Origin of the sequence: Thermosynechococcus sp., from assembly GCF_046299655.1 — a bacterium.
In the GTDB taxonomy this organism is placed as follows: Bacteria; Cyanobacteriota; Cyanobacteriia; order Thermosynechococcales; family Thermosynechococcaceae; genus Thermosynechococcus.
In genome coordinates, this window is sequence record NZ_JBKBHZ010000002.1 from 128,895 (window position 1) to 151,123 (window position 22,229).

Consider the following 22,229-nt stretch of genomic DNA (forward strand, 5'->3'; position numbering starts at 1 on the left):
ACTTCTTAGGAACGGCAAAGCTAAAGAAAATCCGTTTTTTAATTTTCTGTAACTGGTAGCCCTCGTCGCTTGCTAAAAGGGATATGGCAGAATGTAGAGGGTTTTGCCTACACTAGCGATTCATACCTATTGGGTTTTCTAGGCAGGCAGCTCTCATGGAAAGTTAGGTGGCACGCATGGAACCCCTGTATCAATACGCTTGGCTAATTCCTGTTTTACCCCTGTTGGGGGCGCTGATTGTTGGCTTTGGCTTGATTACCTTTTCAGAGACCACCTCGAAGCTGCGGCGACCTAGTGCCATTTTCATCATGACCTTGATGGCGATCGCCATGGTGCATTCTCTGGGCCTGTTCTGGAGCCAAGTCCAAGGCCACGCTCCCTACACGCAAATGATTGAATGGGCAGCAGCGGGCAATCTCCACATTGCCATGGGATACGTGATTGACCCCTTAGCGGCATTGATGTTGGTCATCGTCACAACGGTGGCCTTTTTAGTCATGCTCTACAGCGATGGCTACATGGCTCATGATGCGGGCTATGTTCGCTTTTTTGCCTATCTGAGCCTATTTGGCTCCTCGATGCTGGGGTTGGTTGTCAGTCCCAACTTGGTGCAGGTCTATATCTTTTGGGAACTGGTGGGGATGTGCTCCTACCTGCTGATTGGCTTCTGGTATGACCGCAAAAGTGCCGCAGAAGCAGCACAGAAGGCATTTGTCACCAACCGCGTCGGTGATTTTGGTCTTTTGTTGGGCATGGTGGGGCTATTTTGGGCGACGGGTACCTTTGACTTTGGCGGCATGGGCGATCGCCTGACGGAGCTAGTGAATAGTGGGCTACTTTCCCCCAGTCTGGCTGCGATTCTTGCCATCTTGGTTTTTCTCGGTCCTGTGGCCAAATCTGCCCAGTTTCCCCTGCATGTGTGGCTGCCCGATGCCATGGAAGGTCCCACCCCTATTTCTGCTCTCATTCACGCGGCAACGATGGTGGCTGCTGGGGTTTTCCTGATTGCGCGGATGTTCCCTGTGTTTGAGCAATTGCCCCAAGTCATGACGATCATTGCTTGGACAGGAGCCTTTACGGCGTTTATGGGGGCAACCATTGCCATCACCCAAAACGACATCAAAAAGAGCTTGGCCTATTCAACCATTTCTCAACTGGGCTATATGGTTATGGGAATGGGGGTAGGTGCCTATAGCGCTGGCCTTTTTCACCTGATGACCCATGCCTACTTCAAAGCCATGCTCTTTCTCGGCTCCGGTTCGGTCATCCATGGCATGGAAGCTGTCGTTGGCCATAACCCCGACTTGGCTCAAGATATGCGCTACATGGGCGGTCTGCGCAAGTATATGCCCATTACGGGGGCAACGTTTCTAGTGGGGTGCTTAGCCATTTCTGGGGTGCCTCCCTTTGCGGGCTTTTGGTCAAAGGATGAAATTTTAGGTGCGGTCTTTCATGTCAATCCAGCTATGTGGCTGCTGACGTGGCTGACGGCTGGCCTAACCGCCTTTTATATGTTCCGCATGTACTTCCTGACCTTTGAGGGCAAGTTTCGTAATGTGCCCCCAGAGTTACAGGAGCACCCTGATCACGATGCCCACCCCGATCACCACGCTGCTGAACCCCATGAATCTCCTTGGACAATGACCCTGCCCTTGGTGGTGCTAGCGATTCCCTCGACGTTGATTGGCTTTGTCGGCACCCCCTTCAACAATCTCTTTGAGGGCTTTATCCATGCTCCTGGTGAGGGGATGGTGGCGGAGCACGCGGTGGATTTGACGGAGTTTCTCATCCTTGGCGGTAGCTCTGTGAGCATTGGCCTGATGGGCATCACTGTGGCCTCCCTGATGTATCTCAAGGGCACTCCTAGTCCGCAGGCGATCGCCAAAGCCATTCAACCGCTGTACCAGTTCTCACTGCATAAGTGGTACTTCGATGAACTCTATGAAGCCGTCTTCATCAAAGGCTGTCGTCGCTTGGCGCGTCAGGTCTTGGAAGTGGACTACAACGTGGTGGATGGTGTGGTCAACCTGACGGGCTTTGTGACGATGGTCACGGGTGAAGGGCTGAAATACTTCCAGAATGGCCGTGCCCAATTCTACGCCCTGATTGTGCTGCTGGCGGTGTTGGGATTTGTCATCTTCTCGGTGCAAGCCTAACCCCGGTCATGGTTCTTTCCCAACTGCTGGAGGAGTAAACACGATTGCCATGAGTACGTTTCCTTGGCTGACAACAATTATCCTGTTCCCAATTGTGGCCGCCTTGGCGATTCCCTTCATCCCTGATTCCACGGGCAAAGGGCGCCCCATCCGCTGGTATGCTCTGACGGTGGGGTTGATTGACTTTGCCTTGATGGTCTATGCCTTCACAAATTTTTATGACCTGAATACCCCCGGCATGCAACTGTGGGAAAGCTATGACTGGATTCCCGAAATTGGCCTGCGCTGGTCAGTGGGGGCAGATGGCCTCGCAATGCCGCTGATTTTACTCACCGGCTTTATTACCACCTTGGCAATTTTGGCGGCTTGGCCAGTGACCCTGAAGCCGCGACTATTTTATTTCCTAATGCTGGCAATGTACGGTGGTCAGATTGCTGTTTTTGCCGTGCAGGATATGCTGGTCTTTTTCCTTGCGTGGGAACTGGAACTGATTCCGGTATACCTGCTTTTGGCAATTTGGGGCGGCCACAAGCGTCAATACGCGGCCACAAAGTTCATTCTCTACACAGCGGGTAGCTCCCTCTTTATTTTGGTGGCGGGCTTGGCCATGGCCTTCTATGGCGACACGATTAGCTTTGACATGCAGACCTTGGCGGCCAAAGACTATGCCATTGGTTTTCAACTCTTGGTGTATGCGGGCTTTTTGGTGGCCTATGGCGTCAAGCTGCCGATTGTCCCCCTGCACACTTGGCTGCCCGATGCCCACGGTGAAGCAACAGCCCCAGTACACATGCTCCTGGCGGGGATTCTCCTCAAAATGGGCGGCTACGCCCTGATTCGTATGAATGTGGATATGCTGCCGGCAGCCCATGCCAAGTTTGCCCCCGTTTTGGTGATTTTGGGGGTGGTTAATATCATCTATGCGGCGCTGACCTCCTATGCGCAGCGCAATCTCAAGCGCAAAATTGCCTACTCCTCCATTTCCCACATGGGCTTTGTGCTAATTGGTATTGCTTCGTTTACCAATTTGGGTATGAGTGGGGCAGTGCTGCAAATGGTTTCCCACGGCTTAATTGGGGCAAGCCTCTTCTTCTTGGTGGGGGCCACCTATGACCGTACCCACACGCTGATTCTAGAGGAAATGGGCGGTGTCGGCCAGAAAATGAAGAAGATCTTTGCCATGTTTACGGCCTGTTCCTTGGCCTCCTTGGCCTTGCCGGGGATGAGTGGCTTTGTGGCTGAACTGATGGTCTTTGTTGGCTTTGCCACCAGCGATGCCTATTCTTTGCCCTTCCGCGTGATTGTCGTCTTTTTGGCGGCAGTGGGGGTGATTCTGACGCCGATTTACCTACTTTCAATGCTGCGGGAGATTTTCTACGGCCCTGAAAACAAAGAACTCGTTGAGCACGAAGCCCTTGTGGATGCCGAACCCCGTGAGGTGTTTATCATTGCCTGCCTGTTGGTGCCGATTATTGGTATTGGCTTCTATCCCAAGCTATTGACGCAAATTTACGATGCCACCACAGGGCAGGTGATTGCCCGCGTGCGGGAAGTAGTCCCCCCACTGGCTCAGCAGGTGGATCAACCCCTAGGAATGTTAGTGGCACCGAGCCTGAATTCTACCTCTAAATGAGTTGGCTGCAAGATTGGGTACTGGAGGAGGGGAGTTGGCTGCGCTTGGGGCGATCGCTCCTGCTGATTTACCTGATTGTTGCGGTCTATCTCTACTTTGGCGCCGATGCCCTCATTTTCCATCCCCCCCGTCCTACCTATTCCCTTTCTGAGGAGATCAGGCTGATTCCAGTGGGTCAGAGCGATCGCCTTGCGGCGCGGTATGTCGCCAACCCAGACGCTCACTTTACGCTGCTGTTTAGTCACGGCAACGGTGAAGACCTTGGCATGGTGGAACCTTTTCTCCAGACGTTGCGGCAGTGGGGGTTTTCCGTCCTTGCCTACGACTATCGTGGCTATGGCTTAAGTTCGGGTCGCCCCAGTGAGCGTCATGCCTACGCAGATGCTTTGGCGGCCTATACCTATCTCACAGAGGAACTGCGAGTCCCCCCAGAGCGGGTGATTCTCTATGGCCGTTCCCTTGGCGGTGGGGTAGCGACGGAACTGGCGACACAGGTTGCAATTGCGGGGTTGGTTTTAGAAAGTACGTTTACTTCTATCTTTCGGGTGGTGGTGCCTTTTCCACTGTTTCCCTTCGATCGCTTTATCAACCGAGATAAACTGCCGCAAGTAAAGGTGCCGCTGTTGATTCTCCACGGTACTGCCGATAGCATCGTGCCCTTTCGTCATAGCCAACACCTTTTTGCCATTGCCCGTGAGCCAAAATTTTCCCTCTGGGTGGAAGGTGCCGATCACAATGATTTTGTTCAGGTAGCGGGCGATCGCCTGCGGACAGCCTTGCAGGAATTTGCCACTTTTCTGAAGGCGCAATCTGCCTAGGGTGTTTATTAAGGGAAAGCTGATGTTGCCAGTAACGAACAGTTGTTGAGGTACGCTGAGATCGTAGCGCGAGAGTATTTTTTATGGATGCTTTGGCTCTTTGGCAGCATTACCAAGACTGGTTGTACTACCACCCTGAATTGGAGTTCTATGTGGATGTCAGTCGGATGGGGTTGACCCCAGACGTTGTGCACCGCCTAGAGCCAGCCTTTGAGCGCGCTTTTCAGCAAATGCAGGAATTGGAAGCCGGGGCGATCGCCAACCCCGATGAAGGCCGTATGGTGGGGCACTACTGGCTGCGGGATGCCGATTTGGCACCGACTCCGGAATTGCGTGCCGAAATTCGCGATGCCATTGCCCAAGTCAAGCAGTTTAGTCAGCAAGTTCATCGTGGGGCGATCGCTCCACCCCAAGGGGGGCGCTTTACAGATATTCTCTCCATTGGCATTGGGGGGTCTGCCCTTGGCCCGCAGTTTGTGGCGGCTGCCCTTGCCCCTGTCAATCCGCCCCTGAACATTCATTTTTTGGACAATACTGACCCTGCGGGATTTGAGCGCCTCTTTGCTGAGCTGGGCGATCGCCTGCGGACGACCTTGGTGATTGTCATTTCCAAATCGGGGGGGACGCCGGAAACCCGCAATGGCATGCTAGAGACCCAAGCCCGCTTCCAACGCGCTGGTCTAGTCTTTGCTGATCACGCTGTAGCCGTCACCATGACCGGTAGTGGCCTTGCCCAAGTGGCAGAGTCCAACGGTTGGCTCGCCATTTTCCCGATGTTTGACTGGGTGGGGGGACGCACCTCCGAATTCTCAACGGTGGGTCTATTGCCCGCTGCCCTGCAAGGGATTGACATTGATGCCCTGCTCGCGGGAGCAAAGCTCATGGATCAGGCGACCCGTGTGCCGAAGATCCGCCAAAATCCCGCTGCCCTCCTCGCCTTGGCTTGGCACCATGCGGGCAATGGTCGGGGGGAAAAAGATATGGTTGTCCTCCCCTACAAAGACAGTCTGCTACTGTTTAGCCGTTACTTGCAGCAGCTGGTGATGGAGTCCCTCGGCAAAGAAAAAGACCTCGACGGCAACATTGTCCACCAAGGCATTGCCGTCTATGGCAACAAGGGGACAACGGATCAGCATGCCTATGTGCAGCAGTTGCGGGATGGCCTACCCAACTTTTTTGTCACGTTTATTGAAGTGTTGCGGGATGGCCAAGAACCTAGTATTGAGGTGGAACCGGGCATTACCTCCGGAGATTACCTGAGTGGCCTGCTCCTCGGTACGCGCCAAGCCCTCTATGAAAAGGGGCGCCCCTCCCTGACGGTAACCATTCCAGAGGTGACGCCCAAAACCGTGGGTGCTTTGATTGCTCTCTACGAGCGAGCAGTGGGCCTCTATGGCTTCTTGGTGAATATCAATGCCTACCATCAACCGGGGGTGGAGGCTGGCAAGAAAGCAGCGGCGGCGAATTTGGCGCTGCAACGGCAGATTGTCAAAGTCCTAGAGCAAAGTGATGAACCCCTTGACTTGGGGGCGATCGCTAAGGCCGTGAATGCGCCGGATCAACTGGAGCGGATTTACCTGATCCTGCGGCACCTTGTGGCCAACGATCGCGGCATTGAGCAACTGGGGGACCCGGCGCAGCCGAGTCAATTGCAGTTTCGGTGGCAACGCTGATGCAGCGGCGGCAATTTTGTCAGGGTTTGTTTGCCCTAGGGGCGATCGCCCTTAGTGGTTGTCAAGCCAGTGCCGATACAGGGCTAACGGTTCATCTGCTACGTAAATCCCTTCCCCCCCAACTCATCCAGCGATTTCGTCAACAGGCAGGCGTGGCAGTTCGTTTGCGTCTTCAGGACACCCCCCAAGCGTTAGCCCACCTCCTCGCAGTAGGCAACTTGCGAACAGGGGTATTAAGTCTGGGGGATGCTTGGTTGGCAGAGGCGATTCGCCAGCGGCAGATTGCTCCCATTCCGAAAAGACTGATTCAAACCAAGGTTGACTGGGCAGAACCTTGGCAATCTTTTCTGCAATTCATCAGCAAAGAGGATGTCCTCTGGGGGCTTCCCTATCGCTGGGGCGCCACCGCCCTGATTTATCGCCGCGATTTCTTTGCCGAGTTGGGTTGGGAACCCAAAGATTGGGATGTCCTCTGGCACCCCGCAGTGCAGGGTCACTACAGCCTCCTCAATAACCCGCGGGAAGTGATTGGTCTGACCCTGAAGTCCCTAGGACAGTCCTACAATGCCCCACCCACCCACCCGCAATTACGGGAACGCTTGTCTCGCCTGCGTCAAGGCTGCCGTTTCTTTAGTTCCGATGCCTACCTACAACCATTAATGTTGGGGAGTACGCAATTGGCAGTGGGTTGGTCAACGGATCTACTGCCCCTCCTGAAGCGGGATCCGCAGACCTATGGCGCAGTCTTTCCCGCCAGTGGCACGGCGCTTTGGCTGGATTTGTGGGTCTGTGGCCAAGAACCGGATCGCGCAGCTTTGGCATGGTTAAACTACTGGTGGCAGCCAGAGGTGGCTGAGCAAATCAGTCGGTTTAGTCATGCTCCCTCCCCCTTGGTGGCGGATCTTAGTGCTACTCTATTCCAGCGCTATATTTCCTTGGCTAGCCCCACTGCCTTTGCCCAGAGTGAGGTGCTGCTGCCCCTTGATGCGGCAAGCCAAAAGCGCTACGACATCCTTTGGCAAGAGATTTTCCTCACGAGTTCCTAATGGTGCCTTGATTCGGCTGAACTGTTAAGAAGTTGTGCCACATAGGCGAGGGCTTGGGGGCGATCGCTAATTTCGCCCCGCGCTTGGGCGGCTTCCACGGCTTGCAACAATTCACCCACACGCGGCCCCGGCGGGAGATGAAACGCTTCCACTAGATCCGCACCCCGCACCAATTGGGGGGGATGGGCTAGGGGATCGCTGGGGTCTAACCAGGCATTGACCAACGGCACAAGATGATCCTTGGGGATGCCACGGCTGAGAGCAAGGGCAACAAAAGCTGGAAAATAGCTCCCTGCTGCGCGGAAGAGATAGAAGGCTTGCTCACGGTTCAGGGGCTGTTGAAGGGGAACTAGCCAGTGGCTGAGCAGTCGGCACAGGACTTGGACAATGCGAATTTCAGCGGTGGTGTAGGTGAGGGCAGTCATTTCCTCAGCCGCTTGGCGATCGCTAGCATTCACGAGGCAGGTGAGCTTGGCCAAAGCCGCTAGGGTTCGCCGTTGGGGTTCGCCGGGGGCAGTCGTTGCCGCAATAGAGGTCGTTAGCGCCGGCCAAAGGGCAGGGAAGGGAAAATTCGCTAGGGTGGATTCAAGGGCATGGTAGTGGGTAATCCGCTCCTCGGTGACCGAAGGTAGCCACACCCCCAACACCCCATCCCGAAAGGCGAGGGTTACTTGAGCTGCACCCTCAACAGCACTGAGGAGATAGCTGAGTTCCACCCGTACCCGTTCTGCTGCCACTCGCCGCAGTTGGGGGGCAAGGGTTTGGATCACCTGCCGCGTTTCGGGGGTAATTGTAAATTGTAGTTGGGCGGCTTGGCGATAGGCACGTAGGAGTCGCAGCGGATCAGCAGCAAGATTTTCGGGGGCTACATAGTGAATTTGGCGGCGTTGCAAATCCAAAAGGCCACCGAGGGGATCGACAATGTGGTGGTGGTGAATGTCGTAGGCAATGGCATTGAGGCGAAAATCGCGATCGCTCAAATCCGTCAAGAGCGTCTCACCATGGCGCTGCGCAATATCCACAGTGGTATTGGCAAAGACCAAGCGGGCAATCTGCCGCTCTCGATCCAACACCACTAAGCCAGCCCTGTACTTATCCGCCAGTTTTTTGGTCAGGGCAATGGCATCCGCCGGCACAATAAAATCCAAGTCGGGGTATAACGTTGTCCGACTGAGGAGGGCATCCCGCACCGCTCCCCCCACAAGGTAGGTATCGGCAGGTAAATCACTGACGGCGATCGGCCAGCGACTAAAATCAAAGGGCTGAATGACAACCATTAGAGCTGGTTCAGATCGATCGCCTGACCACCAAGGGTGACCGTCAAATTTTCGCCCCGCACATGGACGGGTCCTGCCGCCGTTTGGATCGTCAAGCAGTTATTTGCAAACTTCAGCACGCCGTTCCAGAGAGGGGTTGGCGGGGTGGGCGCTGGGGTAATGGTTGGAGGTGATCCAGACGGGACACTTTCGAGCCAAATCAGCGACGCATCCGCAGGATAGTGGCGATCGCCCGCAGCGGTTTTGATAATCACGCCACCACTGGCCGAGGGGGAAAAGGCAATATCGCGAATGGGCTGCCAACTCTTGCCCACCAACAGTTGTAACTGTGCTGGCTCCTGCCCTGTGGCGGTGGACTTCAAGAGTAACCACCAGGTTTTCCATAGTTGCCGCGCTGTGCCCAGACGGACTTCACTGCCGGCAGGAATAGGTACCTGCTCGTACTGCCATGCAGGCACAGGGTCACTGAGGTATTGCGTAGGCAAAAAGGAATGGGCTTGGAGCACACTGGCCACCAAATCTGCCAAGGGAGCCTCCACAAAAAGGGTCACTCTTTCCTCAGCCACACTTGCCCCCTCAACCACCGCCACCACCGTTTCGGTCACTGTTCGCAATTGATAGCAGTGATTGCCCAGATCCACCACCTTCAAGTCAGCACTTTGATAAGTACTAGGCAACAGATGCTGTTGCAGGATCAGCCTTTGAATCACCTGCTCGTTGGTGCACTCAATTACAGTGGTTTCGTTAGCCGTTGCCATTGGCTCAGCAATTGGTGGCGTAGTGGGCAACGGTACCTTTTCAATGTCCCCTTCCTCAAAGACCACTTCCCCATTGGGGAGTGTGGCACCAGAGAGCTTTGCTTCCTCCAAGTCTTGGCGGCGGGCGATCGCTCCCGTCAGATCTGCCTCTGATAAATCTGCTCCCACCACATTGGTTTCCTTGAGGTTACTGTCGTGGAGAACCGCCCCCTTGAGGATTGCCCCACTCAGCACCGCCCGCTGCAAATTGGCTCGCGATAGATAGGCACCCACCAAAATTGCGCCACTGAGCATCGCCTCCTGCAAATCCGCATCAGTGAGGTTTGCACCACTCAGATCCGCACCAATCAGATTAGCTCCCCGCAGATTGGCATTGGCAAGGTTAGCCTTGATCAGATCTGCCCCACTCCAATTGATGCCCTGCAGGTTGGCCCCCGCCAGATCAATGTGGCTGAGTTGCACCAAGGGAAACACACTGCCCGCCAAATTGACGCCACGGAAATTCCGCACGCCACGGGCAAATTCACTTAACAAGGTTTCAAGGGTAATGGCTTTGTTCATAGCTGCTCGCATTCAGGGCACAAGAGAAGAGTGACTAGGGCACACTGCTATAGCTATTCTAGGTGTTGATTTAAATCCGCAGGAGCTAAGCACCGATGCCATGGTTTGTCAAAATTGAACGCGGCATTGTGGATAAAGGGACATTTGATCAACACGTTCCTGCTCATCGCGCCTATGTCCGCTCCCTCATTGCCGCAGGGCATCAAGCCCGCACGGGATACTGGGCTGAGCGCGGGGGTGGCATGTTGTTGTTTCAGGCGGATTCCCGCAAGGCGGCTGAGGAAATCGTTGCCCGTGACCCCCTTGTCCAACACCAGTGTGTCCAGTACGAACTTCACGAGTGGTGTATTGTCGAAGCACCCGATTAGCCTTGGCGCAGTTTCTCTGCCCAGACACGGGTGGGTAGCCCCCAGACATAGATAAAGCCCTCAGCCGCTTTGTGGTCAAACTGATCCTCAGCGCCATAGGTGGCCAAGTCTGGCGTATAGAGGGAGTAGGGAGATTGCCGCCCCACCACCCGTGCGGTTCCCTTAAAGAGCTTGACGCGCACGGTACCCGTCACCCGTTTTTGGGTCTGTTGAATAAAGGCATCAAGGGCTTCCTTGAGGGGGCTGTACCAGAGGCCGTTATAGACAAGGCGGCTGTAGGTCTCTTCAATTCCCCGCTTGTACTGCGTCACATCAGCAGTCAGAGTTAAACTTTCCAAATCGCGGTGGGCGTCAATCAGTACCAAAAGAGCAGGCGCTTCATAAATTTCGCGGGATTTGATTCCAACTAGCCGATTTTCCATCATGTCAATGCGGCCAACGCCATGGCGACCTACCCGCTCATTCAGTTCGCTGACTAAAGTCACAGGATCGAGGGAGCGACCATCGAGGCTGACGGGAATCCCTGCCTCAAAACCAATCTCCACATACTCCGGGGAGTTGGGGGTATTTTCAATGGCTTGGGTCAGCAAATAGATCTCCTCAGGGGGTTCAATCCAAGGATCTTCAAGGGGACCTGCCTCAATACTGCGCCCCAAAAGATTGCGGTCAATACTGTAAGGCGAGGATTTTTTCACGGGAGCGGGAATGCCAAAGCGTTCGCCGTAGGCAATGGTTTCTTCGCGGCTCATGCCCCATTCGCGAGCGGGTGCCAAGACCTTGAGGTGGGGATTCAGAGCAGCGATCGCCACATCGAAGCGGACTTGATCATTCCCTTTTCCTGTACAGCCATGGGCAACAGCATCAGCACCGTACTCGGTAGCCGCATCCACCAAGAGCTTGGCAATCAAGGGGCGAGCAAGGGCCGTCGAGAGGGGATAGCGACTTTCGTAGAGGGCGTTGGCCTGAATCGCTGGAAAAGCGTAGTTGCGGATAAAGTCTTCCTTGGCATCCACGACCAACGAGGCACTGGCACCAGAATCAAGGGCTTTTTGGCGAATCAGCTCTAGTTCATCCCCCTGTCCTAAATCAGCCGCAAGGGTAATGACTTCCTTCACTCCCCACTCGTGCTTGAGATAGGGAATACACACAGAGGTATCCACCCCACCCGAATAGGCCAAAATCACTTTTTCTGCACGCCCCATGATTATTTCCTGAAATAAACGCGATCGCTACTATAGCGGATCTGTTTGCCAGAAACGTTATAGCAATAACCGTTTCGTCGAAGCCTCACATCTGTTTCACTTCGTTCGCTAGGGGCAGGCCTTGCTCAAAACAGGTCAAATTTTCAATCGTGGTACGGGCAATATCCGTGAGGGCATTGCGGGTAAAGAAGGCTTGGTGAGCCGTAATCACCACATTGGGGAAAGATTGCAGGAGTTGGAAGGTATCGTCTTGGATGATGGTATCCGAGAGGTCTTGGAAAAAGAGGGAGTCCTCCTCTTCATAGACATCAATGCCCAGATAACCAATTTGGCCGCTTTTAATGCCCTCAATCACTGCTTTAGTGTCCACCAGTTTGCCACGACTCGTATTGATTAACATCACGCCTCGCTTCATTTGGGCAATGGTAGTGGCATTAATCAGGTGTTCATTTTCCGGAACTAGGGGGCAATGGAGCGTGACAATATCAGACTCCGCCAGCAGAGTCTCTAGGGTGGTATAAGTCCCTATCTGACTAAAGGCCTCGTGGGGGTAGGGGTCATAGCCGTAGAGGTGACAGCCAAAACCATGCATAATTTGCGCCACAATGCGGCCAATTTTACCCGTGCCAATAATCCCAACTGTACAGCCATGAAGGTCAAAACCCATCAGCCCCTCGAGGGAAAAGTTATCATCGCGCACGCGGTTGTAGGCACGGTGGAGTTTGCGGTTGAGCATCAGGATCAGTCCCACCGTATGCTCTGCAACTGCGTAGGGGGAATACACACTCACGCGGGTAACCGTTATCCCTATGCTGGCCGCCGTCGCCAAATCCACATTGTTAAAGCCCGTACAGCGCAGCGTCACCAGACGCACTCCCAACTCTGCCAGCCGTTTTAGGGTCTCTGCCCCCAGCTCATCATTGACAAATACACAGACGGCATCATGCCCCTTGGCAAGGGAGGCAGTTTTAGAGCGCAAGCGCACGTCGTAGTAGCTCAGGTAGTGGGGGTAGCCTTGGGCAGCATTGGCAGCATTCAAAAACTCGCGATCGTAGGATTTGGCACTGAAAACAGCAACCTTCATGGCATTGCACTCCTGACCTAGCGACAGTACCGGTTTGAGAAAAGAGCTGTTGCTAGCTTAGCGAGTGAGATACTAAGGATGTGTTAAGTGAGGACAAATAGTTAGGCGGTGTCCCTAGAGCGTCTGAAAAAACTGGCGAATGGTTGCGGCAATATACTCAATGGTGGCATCGCTCAATTCAGGCCAAATGGGTAAGCTCAGTACCTCGCAGGCAAGGCGATCGCTCACAGGATTAGGGAGAGACTGTCCCTTGTACATCGGACAATGATCTTGGGGAATCGGGTAGTAAATCATTGAACTAATGCCAGCCGCCTTCAGGTAAGCCGCAAGCGCATCCCGCTGGCCATCGAGCACCCGAATGGTATACTGATGAAACACATGCCCCGCAGACACTGCCGGGGTCACTACTGCCTCAAGACCCGCTAAGGCTTGATTATAGGTTTGGGCGACGCGCCGTCGCTCTTGATTCCAGCGATCAATATGGGGCAGCTTCACCCGCAGAATCGCCGCCTGTAGGCTGTCCAAGCGAGAATTGTAGCCAATCATTTCGTGGTGGTAGCGTTGACGGGAGCCGTGCACCCGCAGCATGCGCGATCGCTCCGCAAGGTCATCATCATTAGTCGTAATCAGCCCCCCATCTCCATAGGCACCCAAATTTTTTGTCGGAAAGAAGGAAAAAGCACCCATGTGGCCGATCGCCCCTGTGAATTGATGGGCTAAGGTCTTTTGAGTCACCGCTGTACATTGACAATTTTCACAGGGTGGGCAATAGCGGGCGCCAAAGGACTGGGCACAATCCTCAAGAATCGCTAACCCATGAGCTTGAGCCAGTTCCACAATCGCTCCCATTGCTGCTGGCCGCCCAAATAAATGCACCGGTAAAATCGCCTTGGTGCGGGGGGTAATGGCTGCCGCAACTTTACTGGGATCAAGGTTAAAAGAGTCCAGTTCCACATCCACAAAGACCGGGCGGGCACCGACCAAACTAATCGCCTCTGCCGTCGCAAAAAACGAAAAGGGGGTGGTAATCACCTCATCTCCCGCTCCCACCCCCAAACTGCGCAGGGAAATCACCAAGGCATCTGTCCCTGAATTCACCGCCACCGCATGGCGCACCCCCAAATAGGCGGCCACCTCTGCCTCGAAGGCCTGCACCTCTGGCCCTAGAATGAACTGACCGGATGCCAGTACGCGGGCAACTGCGCGATCGATGTCTGCTTGCAGCGATTGATATTGGGCTTTGAGATCAAGAATAGGGATGGTATCCATGAGAGCATCGAGCGCAAGTCTTTATTATCATCCTCTCACGAGCGTAGTGTGGTTTTAGCAAATTAGGCTAGGCTTAGAGTGTAGAGCCGCTCTCAAGGGCGGGGTTCCAGACCCGTTTTTTTTGATGAATCCCCAAGAGTTGTTAAAACGCTATGCCAGCGGTGAACGGGACTTTAATCGTGCCAGTTTAACCAATGGCGAGTTTATCAACGCTGATCTGCGCGGGATTATTCTCTCCCGTGCCGACATGGAGTGGGTCAACCTGAGCGGAGCCAATCTCAGTGGAGCCGTACTCTGTGGGGCCGAAATTGTCAATGCCGTACTTATCAAAGCAGAACTGGTGGATGCTAACCTTGCTGGTGCCAACCTCAGCCGCAGTGATCTCAGTTGGGCCAACCTAACCCGCGCCAACCTCAGCCGCGCTGAACTGAGTGAAACCACACTGCGGGGAACGGTGCTGCAGGGAGCAAATCTCTCCCGTGTAGATTTAGCCAATGCGGATCTACGGGGATTGATGCTCGACGGCATTAACCTTTCGGGAGCAAATTTACAGGGCGCGAATTTGCATGGCACGGATCTAAAGCAGGCGAACCTGACCCGTGTGGACTTAATTCAGGCGGATGTCAGTAATGCCGATCTCAGTGGTGCGAACCTCAGCGGTGCCAACCTGAGTGGCGCGAACTTAACGGCGGCGAACCTCACGGGTGCCAACCTCAGCCGCGTTGATCTTACGGAAGTCAAGCTCAGTGAAGCCAACCTTGCCAAAGCCAACCTTGTCGGTGCTGAACTGGCAAAGGCAGATCTGTCTTCCCTAGAACTATCAGATGTCAACCTCAGTGGTGCCAATCTCAGTGGCGCGAACTTGAGTCATACCAACCTTAGCCGTGCAGATCTCAGTGGGGCGAATTTACGGGGTGCCAATCTCAGCCATGCCAAACTGGTGGGCGCCAATCTGCGGGGGGCGAATCTCCAAGGGGCAAACTTGCAGGGGGCATTGCTGGACAATGCGGATTTGAGTCAAACGGATCTGCGCAGTGCCAATCTCAGTGGCCTCGTCTTTAATGGTGTGAAGCTGCGGGGTGCCAATCTCAGTGGTGCCAATCTCCGCGAAGTGGAGTTAACGGAAGCCAACTTTAGCCGTGCCGACTTGGTAGAAGCGAATCTCAGCCGTGCCCGTTTGGTGGGCGCTAACTTGAGTCGCGCCATCCTCTCAGAAGCGAATCTGAGCCGCGCCACCCTCAGTGGAGCCACCCTGAGCCGCGCCACCTTTAGCAGCAGCTTACTAGCAACGGTGGATCTCAGTGGCGTCAACTTGAGTGGGGCAGACTTAGGGGATGCCAACCTCTCAGGCTCTAACCTGTCGCGGGCAGATTTGACGCGGGTCAATTTAACCGCTGCGGATATGAGCGGTGCCAACCTCAGTGAAGTGGATTTGCGGGGCACGATTATGCCCGATGGTCAGCGGCGAGCTTAAGCGGGGTCTTTTTCGGGGACGGCTTCTTCAGCAGCTTCAACGGGCTGGGGTCGCGGTGGCGCTTGACGGCCAAAGAGATGGACTAAGTGCTTCAAATGGGCCGCAAGTTCAGGCGTGAGTTGCCCCGCAGTCAGTCGCCACGCCCAATTACCCTCGCCAGTACCGGGAAAATTCATACGGGCATGGCTATCAAGGCCGAGCAAATCTTGAACGGGAATAATGGCTTGGTTGGCAACAGTACCCAAGGCCATGCGAATCAAAGCCCAGTGGGGTTCGCTGGGGGTATAGCCCAAATAGTCAATGAAGCGCTGCCGTTCCCAGTCACTCAGGGTGCGGTACCAACCCACAGTTGTATCATTGTCGTGGGTACCGGTGTACACCACACAGTTGCGCTCCTGATTAAAGGGCAAGAAGGGATTATCCGAGCCGCCACCAAAGGCAAACTGGAGAATTTTCATCCCCGGAAACTGAAACTGATCCCGCAGGGCAATGACATCGGGGGTAATATCCCCTAGATCCTCAGCGAGAATGGGCAGTCGTCCCAAGGCAGCTTGCAAAGCTTCAAAGAAAGCAGCACCGGGACCCGCTTGCCACTTGCCGTTGACCGCCGTTTCCTCCCCTTCAGGCACTTGCCAGTAGCCCTGAAAGCCGCGAAAGTGATCAAGGCGGATGATATCTACATAGGAAAGCAGCACTCGGAAGCGTTCAATCCACCAAGAGTAGCCATCGGCAGCAAGGGCTTTCCAGTTGTAAATGGGGTTGCCCCACAGTTGCCCTGTAGCACTGAAGTAGTCGGGGGGCACACCGGCCATGAGGGCAACAGCTCCCGTTTCTGGATTGAGTTCAAAAAATTGCGGAAAGGCCCAGACATCGGCACTGTCGTGAGCTACATAGATGGGAATATCCCCAATAATTTGAATCCCCTGTTGATTGGCGGCTTCCTTGAGGGCGTGCCACTGCTGGTAAAAGAGAAATTGCTGAAACTCGTACTCAAAAATGCGCTCTTTGAGAAGGACTTGGATCGCGGCAAGGGCAGTCGGCTCGCGATCGCGCAAAGGAGCAGGCCATTCATACCACGGCTGTCCCCCGTGGTGATCCTTAAGCGCCATAAAGAGGGCATAGGTGGGCAGCCAGTAGTGGGCAAGGGATTGAAAGTCACAGAAGGCCTGCCAGTCTTCTGGGGTGGCTTGACGCTGGAAGCGTTGAGCGGCAAGGCGCAGCAGGGGCAATTTTTGGCGAATGACGGCCTCGAAATCAACGCGATCGCCATTCTCAAACCTAAGTCCTGCTAAATCTGCTGCTGTTAACCAGCCCTCCTTCACCAGTTCATCAAGGCTAATCAGCAGTGGGTTGCCGGCCATGGCGGAGTAGCACATATAGGGCGAGTTGCCAAAGCCCGTCGGTCCTAGGGGCAACACTTGCCAGTACTGCTGATCACTGGCAACCAAAAATTCAAGGAACTCACGAGCCGCCGTACCCAAGTCACCAATGCCGTGACCACCGGGCAGGGACGTGGGATGAAGTAGCAAACCACAAGAGCGAGGAAAGTGCATGCTCAAGCCATGGGAAACTTGAGCTAATTATCGCCCAATTCTGGATTGGCAATTTCATTTGATTCCGCAAAAATTTCTGCTTCAAGGGCGGCTAGCTCCTCTGGCGACATCCGTGCAAGGCGATCGCTAATCACCGCTTCTTCATAGTCCTTGAGCTGCTGATGGTAGGTCATCCGTCCCGTAAAAACCCGCAGTAGATACGTCGAGACCCAACCCAGAACCCCTAGGACAAAAATGGCTTGGCTCCAGATGCCCGCTTGCAGCGGCTCAATTCCCACGGCTCGCAACAGGCCATAAACCAAGCCACCTGCAAAAAAAACACCAATCCCAATCCCAAGAACATCAATGCGGCGCATAGTCCCTAGGAATCAAGGGAGCGGGGTTGCGGACGAAGGTTAATAAACGGCGCCAACAGCAACATTCCCGGAAAGAAGAAGGTAACGAGGAAATACATAAATGCCCGCTCAAAGGAACTGGCTACATACCAGCGAGCATTCAGATAGGCATAGACGATCGCCGGCATTGCCAGCAGATACAGCCCTGCCAAGGCGCCATAGGCCGCCAGTACCAGAAGTTCCATTGAAACTGCCATGATTCCTACCTCTTACCAACAATGACCCAACTACTCTGCGACGGTGCTGGTTTCGCTCACGGGTTCCCCAAGGGCAGGAACTGCCATCCCCATTGCTTGGGCAAGGGCTGGGGGCGGGGCTTGGCGACTGGGGGCATTGAGATATTGCCCTGTCAAAATGGGGGGCACCGGCTTCATCTTGTGCTTAATGCTAAAGAGGCGGTGGGTTTGGGCAAGGTTGCCGCGCTCACTAAGATGCTCGTTGGCAATTTTCTTGCGCAGCTTGACAATCGCATCCATGATTGCTTCTGGCCGGGGCGGACAGCCGGGCAAATAGACATCCACGGGAATCAGCTTGTCCACACCGCGCACCGCAGAATAGGAGTCAGAGCTAAACATTCCCCCTGTAATCGTGCAGGCACCCATGGCAATCACGTATTTGGGATTGGGCATTTGATCGTAGAGGCGCACTAAGGCGGGTGCCATTTTCATCGTGATGGTGCCAGAGGTGATGATCAAATCTGCCTGACGGGGGCTGTTGCGGGGCACCAAGCCAAAACGGTCGAAATCGAAACGCGAGCCAATCATGGCGGCAAACTCAATGAAGCAGCAGGCAGTGCCATACATGAGCGGCCAGAGGCTCGATAGCCGCGCCCAGTCATAGACATCATTGAGGGAAGTGAGGATGATATTTTCAGCCAGTTCTGGGGGAACTTGAGGACGAGCGATCGGATTGAGAATGGCAGGCGAGGTCGTATTGGTCATAGGGTTCCCTCAAGGGACATCGGCCAAATGTAAAAACACCTAAAATTATAGGGGTTTGTCCCCCTAGATGCACCCAATTCCATTGCCCAAGCAATAAAAAAAATTGACATCTAAGATAGAGGATTCCGACTGCCCACCTGTAGCCCCGGTGGTAATTCCAAGGTATCGCCAATGGTTGTGCCATCCCAGTAGGCCGCCAAGAGGACATCACAGGTTTTGCCCCAGGCGATCGCCCCTCGGTGATCGAGGCCAATGGCACCAAAATCCCGCTGCCGACTCGTAGCTTCGCGGAAGGACTTTTCAAAGGCCGCTTCAAGGGACAAGCCATCGGTAACCCGCACCACAATCCGCGCCGCCAGCGCCTCATCGAGAATATCCTCGCCAATGCCTGTACAACTGACCGCTGCTAAGCTGTTGGCATAGTTACCGGCTGGGGTTGCGGAATCACTCACTCGCCCAATGCGCTCAAAGCCTTTACCGCCGGTGGAGGTGCCCACGGCCAAGTGCCCCTGCTGATCTAAAACCACCACGCCAATTGTGCCCCGCCTTGCCTCTTCGGCCACAACCGCGGCCATGGATTTTTGGAAATTGCCCTTGCGTTCCTCGAGCCACTCGTAGAGTCGCTGATCCGTGAGGGGTTGATAGACAGGAAGCTGCAATTCACGAGCGAGTTCTGCTGCCCCGACATCGGAGAGGATGCGATCGGGGCACTGTTGCAACCAATGGGCAAGGTCAATGGGATTTTTTACCCGTGAGACGTTAATCACGCCGCTAAGGCTCTGGCGCTGCCCATCCATGAGCGAGGCACTCATACGAATTTGACCGTCGGATTGCAGCACAGACCCCGTGCCTGCATTAAAGCGCGGTTCATCCTCTAGGAGCCGACAGCCCAAAACCACTGCTTCAATGGCCGTTGCCCCTTCTTTTAGGGCCTGAACCACTTGGCTAACAATGGTATGCAGGGATTGGCGCACGGGGAGGAGACCACCTTTGTCTTGGAGCGAACTGCCGGCGCCGCCATGGAGAATAACAGTGGGTTGAGGCATCCTCGGTAAGCAAAAGAGCAGTGTTCAATCTCCACCATACCCTGTGGCAGTAGGTTATCTCTAGTGCCTAGGCAACCGCAGCAACGGCCATGGCATTGGACTCATTAGCCTCGTTGGACGCCGTGGTTTCTTCCTCAGCATTCAAGAGCGCTTGCAGTTCTTGGATAGCTTGCTGTGTCTGTTCCACTTGAGTGAGGAGCGATCGCGCGATTTTTTCCCCAGAGGCGGTGGACTGCACTACTTCGCGGATGTGATGGCGAAAATGATTGGCCATTTCCTCCACCTGTTGGTTGGCCAAAACCACTTGGTTGGCCAGTTTGTTAATAGCTTCACTGATAAAGTCAAAATTAGCCATCTGCTGACCACTGCGACTGGCAATTAGCCCTGCTTGTACCGCAAGGTGCTTCACCTGACGGGTAATCTGGGCAATTTGATAGGTGGCTTGGTCAATAATTTCCACGTCCTGTTTCAGGCGTTCACTGAGGCGATAGACCTCTGCCGTGTGGCAGGTGATTTGGTTAACGCCCATAAAGGTTTCCTGAAAGGCTTTTTGTCCCCGCTGGGAGAGCACTTGGCTGATGGAGATGAACCGCTGGTTGAGTTGGGCAATCCGTTCTGCTTGCTCGCGGACAGAACGCTCCTGCTGCTCTAGGGCTTCGTTCATCTGTTGGGTGCGGGCTAGCTCGCTTTCAAGGCGCTTGGCGTAGTCTTGGTTGCGCTCTTTTTCCACCTTTAACTTCTCAAGGAGTTGTTGGGTATGGAGGTGCTGCTGCTGAATGAAGAGATTTTTCTTGCTCAGCACTTGCGCTTGGGCAATCAGGATCACCCGCATATCCACCAACACCAGTTGCTTGCCCTTACGTACAACCACCGGCTCATACACATAGTTGGGAGGACGCTCTAGGGCGCACTCAACAGCTTCTTCAACGGAGGTTTGCGCCATGAGGACAAGGGGAAGCACCTGAGGGTGGGCAATTTCTGGAATGAGTTTAATTGGACGCGGCAAGTAGAGATCGCGGCCAAACTGCTGGCTCATCCGTTCAAAAAATTTGACCTTGGAGATCATGCCAATCACGCGATCGCCCGCCACGACCAACACCCCCGGTAGTTCAGGGTGACGTTGGAATTCATCAGCTACTTCTTCAGAGATGGTTTCAGGGGAAACCTGATAGGAAAAATAGGGTAAGTCATCCAACGTAGCGGCTGCAGACAGTTGACTATTGACTGTCTCATTCATTTTGATTATCCCTCGGAATGAGTATTGAATTTTTTAGGGTGGAAAGTGTACTTTTGCTCTACCTCAGTCAAATTATCTCGACTTGAGAGTAGGAGGAATTTATTTTTTGGTTATCCTTTAGTTAAGCTTTATTGGCAATTGGGGGCAAAAGAAAGGATTTAAGGAATCAGGATAACCTAGGATACATTGTTCAGTCATGAGGCTTATGAGTTTTGAGCATACCACTGGGCGACTTGCTGTTGAATGGCTGCTGTTTCGGCAGCCCTAAATTTATCAAGATTTTTGAGAATCATACTCATCCGTCCTTGGTGGCGGAGAATGTCGCGGTGGCGGGCGAGAAAATGCCAATAGAAAAAGTTAAAGGGACAGGCGCGATCGCCCACACGCTGCTTAGGATCATAGGCACACCCTTGGCAATAGTTACTCATGCGCTGAATGTAATTGGCAGAAGCAGCATAGGGCTTAGAGGCAAGCAGTCCGCCATCGGCAAATAAACCCATGCCCAAGACATTCGTTTGCATCACCCAGTCGTAGGCATCAATAAAGACGCTGTGGAACCAGTTTTCCACCGCTTGAGGAGAAAGGCCGGCAATGAGGGCAAAGTTGGCGAGAATCATTAGCCGTTGAATGTGGTGGGCGTAGCCTGTGCGCTCAATTTGTTGCAGAACCTGACGCAGACAGTTCATCGAGGTGCGATCGCTCTGCCAAAAGAACGCAGGCAGGGGTTGCCGATGCTGAAAGAAGTTATGCTGAACGTACTCGGCACCAAAGTAGTGGTAGAGGCCATACATATACTCGCGCCAGCCAAGGATTTGGCGAATAAACCCCTCAACGCTATTTAGGGGCAGTTGCCGCTCGTGGTAGTCCACCAACGCCCTATGGATCACCTCTTGGGGGTGCAGTAATCCTAAGTTCAAATAGGGAGAGAGCAAACTGTGCCAGAGGGTCTCTTCTCCTGCCACCATGGCATCTTGGTAGGGGCCAAAGTGGGGCAAGCGGTATTCCACAAAGTTTTCCAAGACTTGCAGGGCTTGGGCGTGGGTGACCCCCCACTCAAAGGGTTCAATGTGGCCGTAGGTGTCAAAGTTTCCGCGGCGCACTGTCTCAATGACTTCTTGGGTGATCTGATCGGGAGAAAAGCGCAGTGGTGGTGGCGGTTTAAGGTGCGTTGGCGGTGGTTGGCGGTTTGCGGCATCGTAGTTCCATTTGCCCCCGACAGGCATTTTGCCGTCCATGAGAATTTGAAAGCGTTGGCGCCCCGCGCGGTAGAAGTACTCCAAAAGCAGGGTTTTGCGCCCCCTCGCCCACTGCTGAAACTCGGCTTCTGACCAGAGAAAGTGATTGTTGGGCAGCACTTTGATGGCACAAGGGAGATCAAGGGTGGCAATCAGCTCCCGAAAGGGGCGATCGCTGGGTTCCATGATCCGCAGTTCGTGGATATGGTGGGCTGCAATCCACTGTCGCAGGGGAGTGGCAAAGTCGGGGGCGATCGCATAGGTGACTGGCCAACCGGCTGCTTCGAGTTCTTGAGCAAAATGCCGCATTGCCGACCAGACCAGTACTAATTTTTGGGCATGGTAGCGGCGTTGTTTGACCCATTGGTGGGACTCAATGAGGATGACAGGCACAGGGGTTGGACAGCTTTGCAGGGCTGCTTGCTCTTGCCACAGTTGATCGCCTAAAACCCAAACGCCAATGGTCATGTTGATTCACATGCTGAGAAGAATACGGGGGAGGA

19 protein-coding genes are annotated in these 22,229 nt (G+C 54.2%); 7 read left to right on the top strand and 12 right to left on the bottom strand.

The features are described 5' to 3' along the window. Window positions 1–176 precede the first annotated feature (176 nt). The 5 genes from ACK4HN_RS02150 to ACK4HN_RS02170 all read left to right on the top strand — a co-directional run bounded on the left by ACK4HN_RS02150 (window position 177) and on the right by ACK4HN_RS02170 (window position 7,326). The gene (locus tag ACK4HN_RS02150; RefSeq protein ID WP_409868869.1) at window positions 177–2,156 is read left to right on the top strand and encodes an NAD(P)H-quinone oxidoreductase subunit 5; all 1,980 of its coding nucleotides are present in this window, start codon (window positions 177–179) and stop codon (window positions 2,154–2,156) included. Between the two features lie 49 nt (window positions 2,157–2,205). After that, window positions 2,206–3,789 carry a photosynthetic/respiratory NAD(P)H-quinone oxidoreductase subunit D1 gene (ndhD1, locus tag ACK4HN_RS02155; protein WP_409868853.1) on the top strand — a complete coding sequence of 528 codons (1,584 nt, stop codon included), beginning with the start codon at window positions 2,206–2,208 and terminating at the stop codon, window positions 3,787–3,789. Further along, window positions 3,786–4,607 carry an alpha/beta hydrolase gene (locus ACK4HN_RS02160; protein WP_409868852.1) on the top strand — a complete coding sequence of 274 codons (822 nt, stop codon included), beginning with the start codon at window positions 3,786–3,788 and terminating at the stop codon, window positions 4,605–4,607. The genes ndhD1 and ACK4HN_RS02160 overlap by 4 nt, the downstream gene beginning before the upstream one ends. An 83-nt stretch (window positions 4,608–4,690) precedes the next feature. After that, complete coding sequence (locus ACK4HN_RS02165; protein ID WP_409868851.1) at window positions 4,691–6,280, top strand: glucose-6-phosphate isomerase; 1,590 nt, start codon at window positions 4,691–4,693, stop codon at window positions 6,278–6,280. Beyond that, on the top strand, window positions 6,268–7,326 hold the full coding sequence (locus ACK4HN_RS02170) for an extracellular solute-binding protein (protein ID WP_409877188.1): 1,059 nt from the start codon (window positions 6,268–6,270) through the stop codon (window positions 7,324–7,326). The genes ACK4HN_RS02165 and ACK4HN_RS02170 overlap by 13 nt, the downstream gene beginning before the upstream one ends. Here ACK4HN_RS02170 and ACK4HN_RS02175 read toward each other — a convergent pair. Further along, window positions 7,323–8,603: a CCA tRNA nucleotidyltransferase gene (locus tag ACK4HN_RS02175; protein ID WP_409868849.1), complete on the bottom strand. Its 1,281-nt coding sequence runs from the start codon at window positions 8,601–8,603 to the stop codon at window positions 7,323–7,325. The two genes, ACK4HN_RS02170 and ACK4HN_RS02175, sit on opposite strands and share 4 nt — an antisense overlap. Continuing rightward, window positions 8,603–9,922: a pentapeptide repeat-containing protein gene (locus ACK4HN_RS02180; RefSeq protein WP_409868848.1), complete on the bottom strand. Its 1,320-nt coding sequence runs from the start codon at window positions 9,920–9,922 to the stop codon at window positions 8,603–8,605. Before ACK4HN_RS02180 ends, ACK4HN_RS02175 begins: the two co-directional genes overlap by 1 nt. A gap of 95 nt (window positions 9,923–10,017) precedes the next feature. On the opposite strand from ACK4HN_RS02180, the gene ACK4HN_RS02185 reads away from it, so the two are divergent. Beyond that, entirely contained in the window at window positions 10,018–10,290 is a 273-nt protein-coding gene (locus ACK4HN_RS02185; protein ID WP_181495115.1) for a YciI family protein, read from the top strand. Here the strand turns inward: ACK4HN_RS02185 and ACK4HN_RS02190 are convergent. The 3 genes from ACK4HN_RS02190 to ACK4HN_RS02200 form a co-directional block, all read right to left on the bottom strand. Beyond that, window positions 10,287–11,492, bottom strand: a complete 1,206-nt coding sequence (locus ACK4HN_RS02190; protein ID WP_409868847.1) for an argininosuccinate synthase — start codon at window positions 11,490–11,492, stop codon at window positions 10,287–10,289. The two genes, ACK4HN_RS02185 and ACK4HN_RS02190, sit on opposite strands and share 4 nt — an antisense overlap. An 85-nt stretch (window positions 11,493–11,577) precedes the next feature. Beyond that, window positions 11,578–12,576, bottom strand: a complete 999-nt coding sequence (locus ACK4HN_RS02195) for a 2-hydroxyacid dehydrogenase (RefSeq protein WP_409868846.1) — start codon at window positions 12,574–12,576, stop codon at window positions 11,578–11,580. A gap of 114 nt (window positions 12,577–12,690) precedes the next feature. After that, on the bottom strand, window positions 12,691–13,845 hold the full coding sequence (locus ACK4HN_RS02200) for a DegT/DnrJ/EryC1/StrS family aminotransferase (protein ID WP_409868845.1): 1,155 nt from the start codon (window positions 13,843–13,845) through the stop codon (window positions 12,691–12,693). A 124-nt stretch (window positions 13,846–13,969) separates the two neighbouring features. Between ACK4HN_RS02200 and ACK4HN_RS02205 the strand changes: the two genes are divergently transcribed. Beyond that, entirely contained in the window at window positions 13,970–15,319 is a 1,350-nt protein-coding gene (locus ACK4HN_RS02205) for a pentapeptide repeat-containing protein (protein WP_409877205.1), read from the top strand. On the opposite strand, the gene malQ is transcribed toward ACK4HN_RS02205, so the two are convergent. The 7 genes from malQ to ACK4HN_RS02240 form a co-directional block, all read right to left on the bottom strand. Then, the gene (malQ, locus tag ACK4HN_RS02210; protein WP_409868843.1) at window positions 15,316–16,872 is read right to left on the bottom strand and encodes a 4-alpha-glucanotransferase; all 1,557 of its coding nucleotides are present in this window, start codon (window positions 16,870–16,872) and stop codon (window positions 15,316–15,318) included. The genes ACK4HN_RS02205 and malQ overlap by 4 nt on opposite strands. A gap of 23 nt (window positions 16,873–16,895) precedes the next feature. Then, window positions 16,896–17,228, bottom strand: a complete 333-nt coding sequence (locus ACK4HN_RS02215; RefSeq protein WP_409868842.1) for a DUF3007 family protein — start codon at window positions 17,226–17,228, stop codon at window positions 16,896–16,898. Between the two features lie 5 nt (window positions 17,229–17,233). Then, window positions 17,234–17,464 carry a photosynthetic/respiratory NAD(P)H-quinone oxidoreductase subunit L gene (gene ndhL / locus ACK4HN_RS02220; RefSeq protein WP_409868841.1) on the bottom strand — a complete coding sequence of 77 codons (231 nt, stop codon included), beginning with the start codon at window positions 17,462–17,464 and terminating at the stop codon, window positions 17,234–17,236. Window positions 17,465–17,494: 30 nt separating this feature from the next. Next, a complete protein-coding gene (gene ndhK / locus ACK4HN_RS02225) occupies window positions 17,495–18,208 on the bottom strand; it encodes a photosynthetic/respiratory NAD(P)H-quinone oxidoreductase subunit K (protein ID WP_409868840.1) in 714 nt (237 codons plus the stop codon). Between the two features lie 110 nt (window positions 18,209–18,318). Further along, window positions 18,319–19,254 carry an isoaspartyl peptidase/L-asparaginase gene (locus tag ACK4HN_RS02230; protein WP_409868839.1) on the bottom strand — a complete coding sequence of 312 codons (936 nt, stop codon included), beginning with the start codon at window positions 19,252–19,254 and terminating at the stop codon, window positions 18,319–18,321. A 67-nt stretch (window positions 19,255–19,321) separates the two neighbouring features. Then, the gene (locus tag ACK4HN_RS02235) at window positions 19,322–20,491 is read right to left on the bottom strand and encodes a hypothetical protein (protein ID WP_409877189.1); all 1,170 of its coding nucleotides are present in this window, start codon (window positions 20,489–20,491) and stop codon (window positions 19,322–19,324) included. A 203-nt stretch (window positions 20,492–20,694) separates the two neighbouring features. Further along, window positions 20,695–22,194, bottom strand: coding sequence for a cryptochrome/photolyase family protein (locus ACK4HN_RS02240; protein ID WP_409877190.1), 1,500 nt, complete (start codon window positions 22,192–22,194; stop codon window positions 20,695–20,697). Window positions 22,195–22,229: the final 35 nt, after the last annotated feature.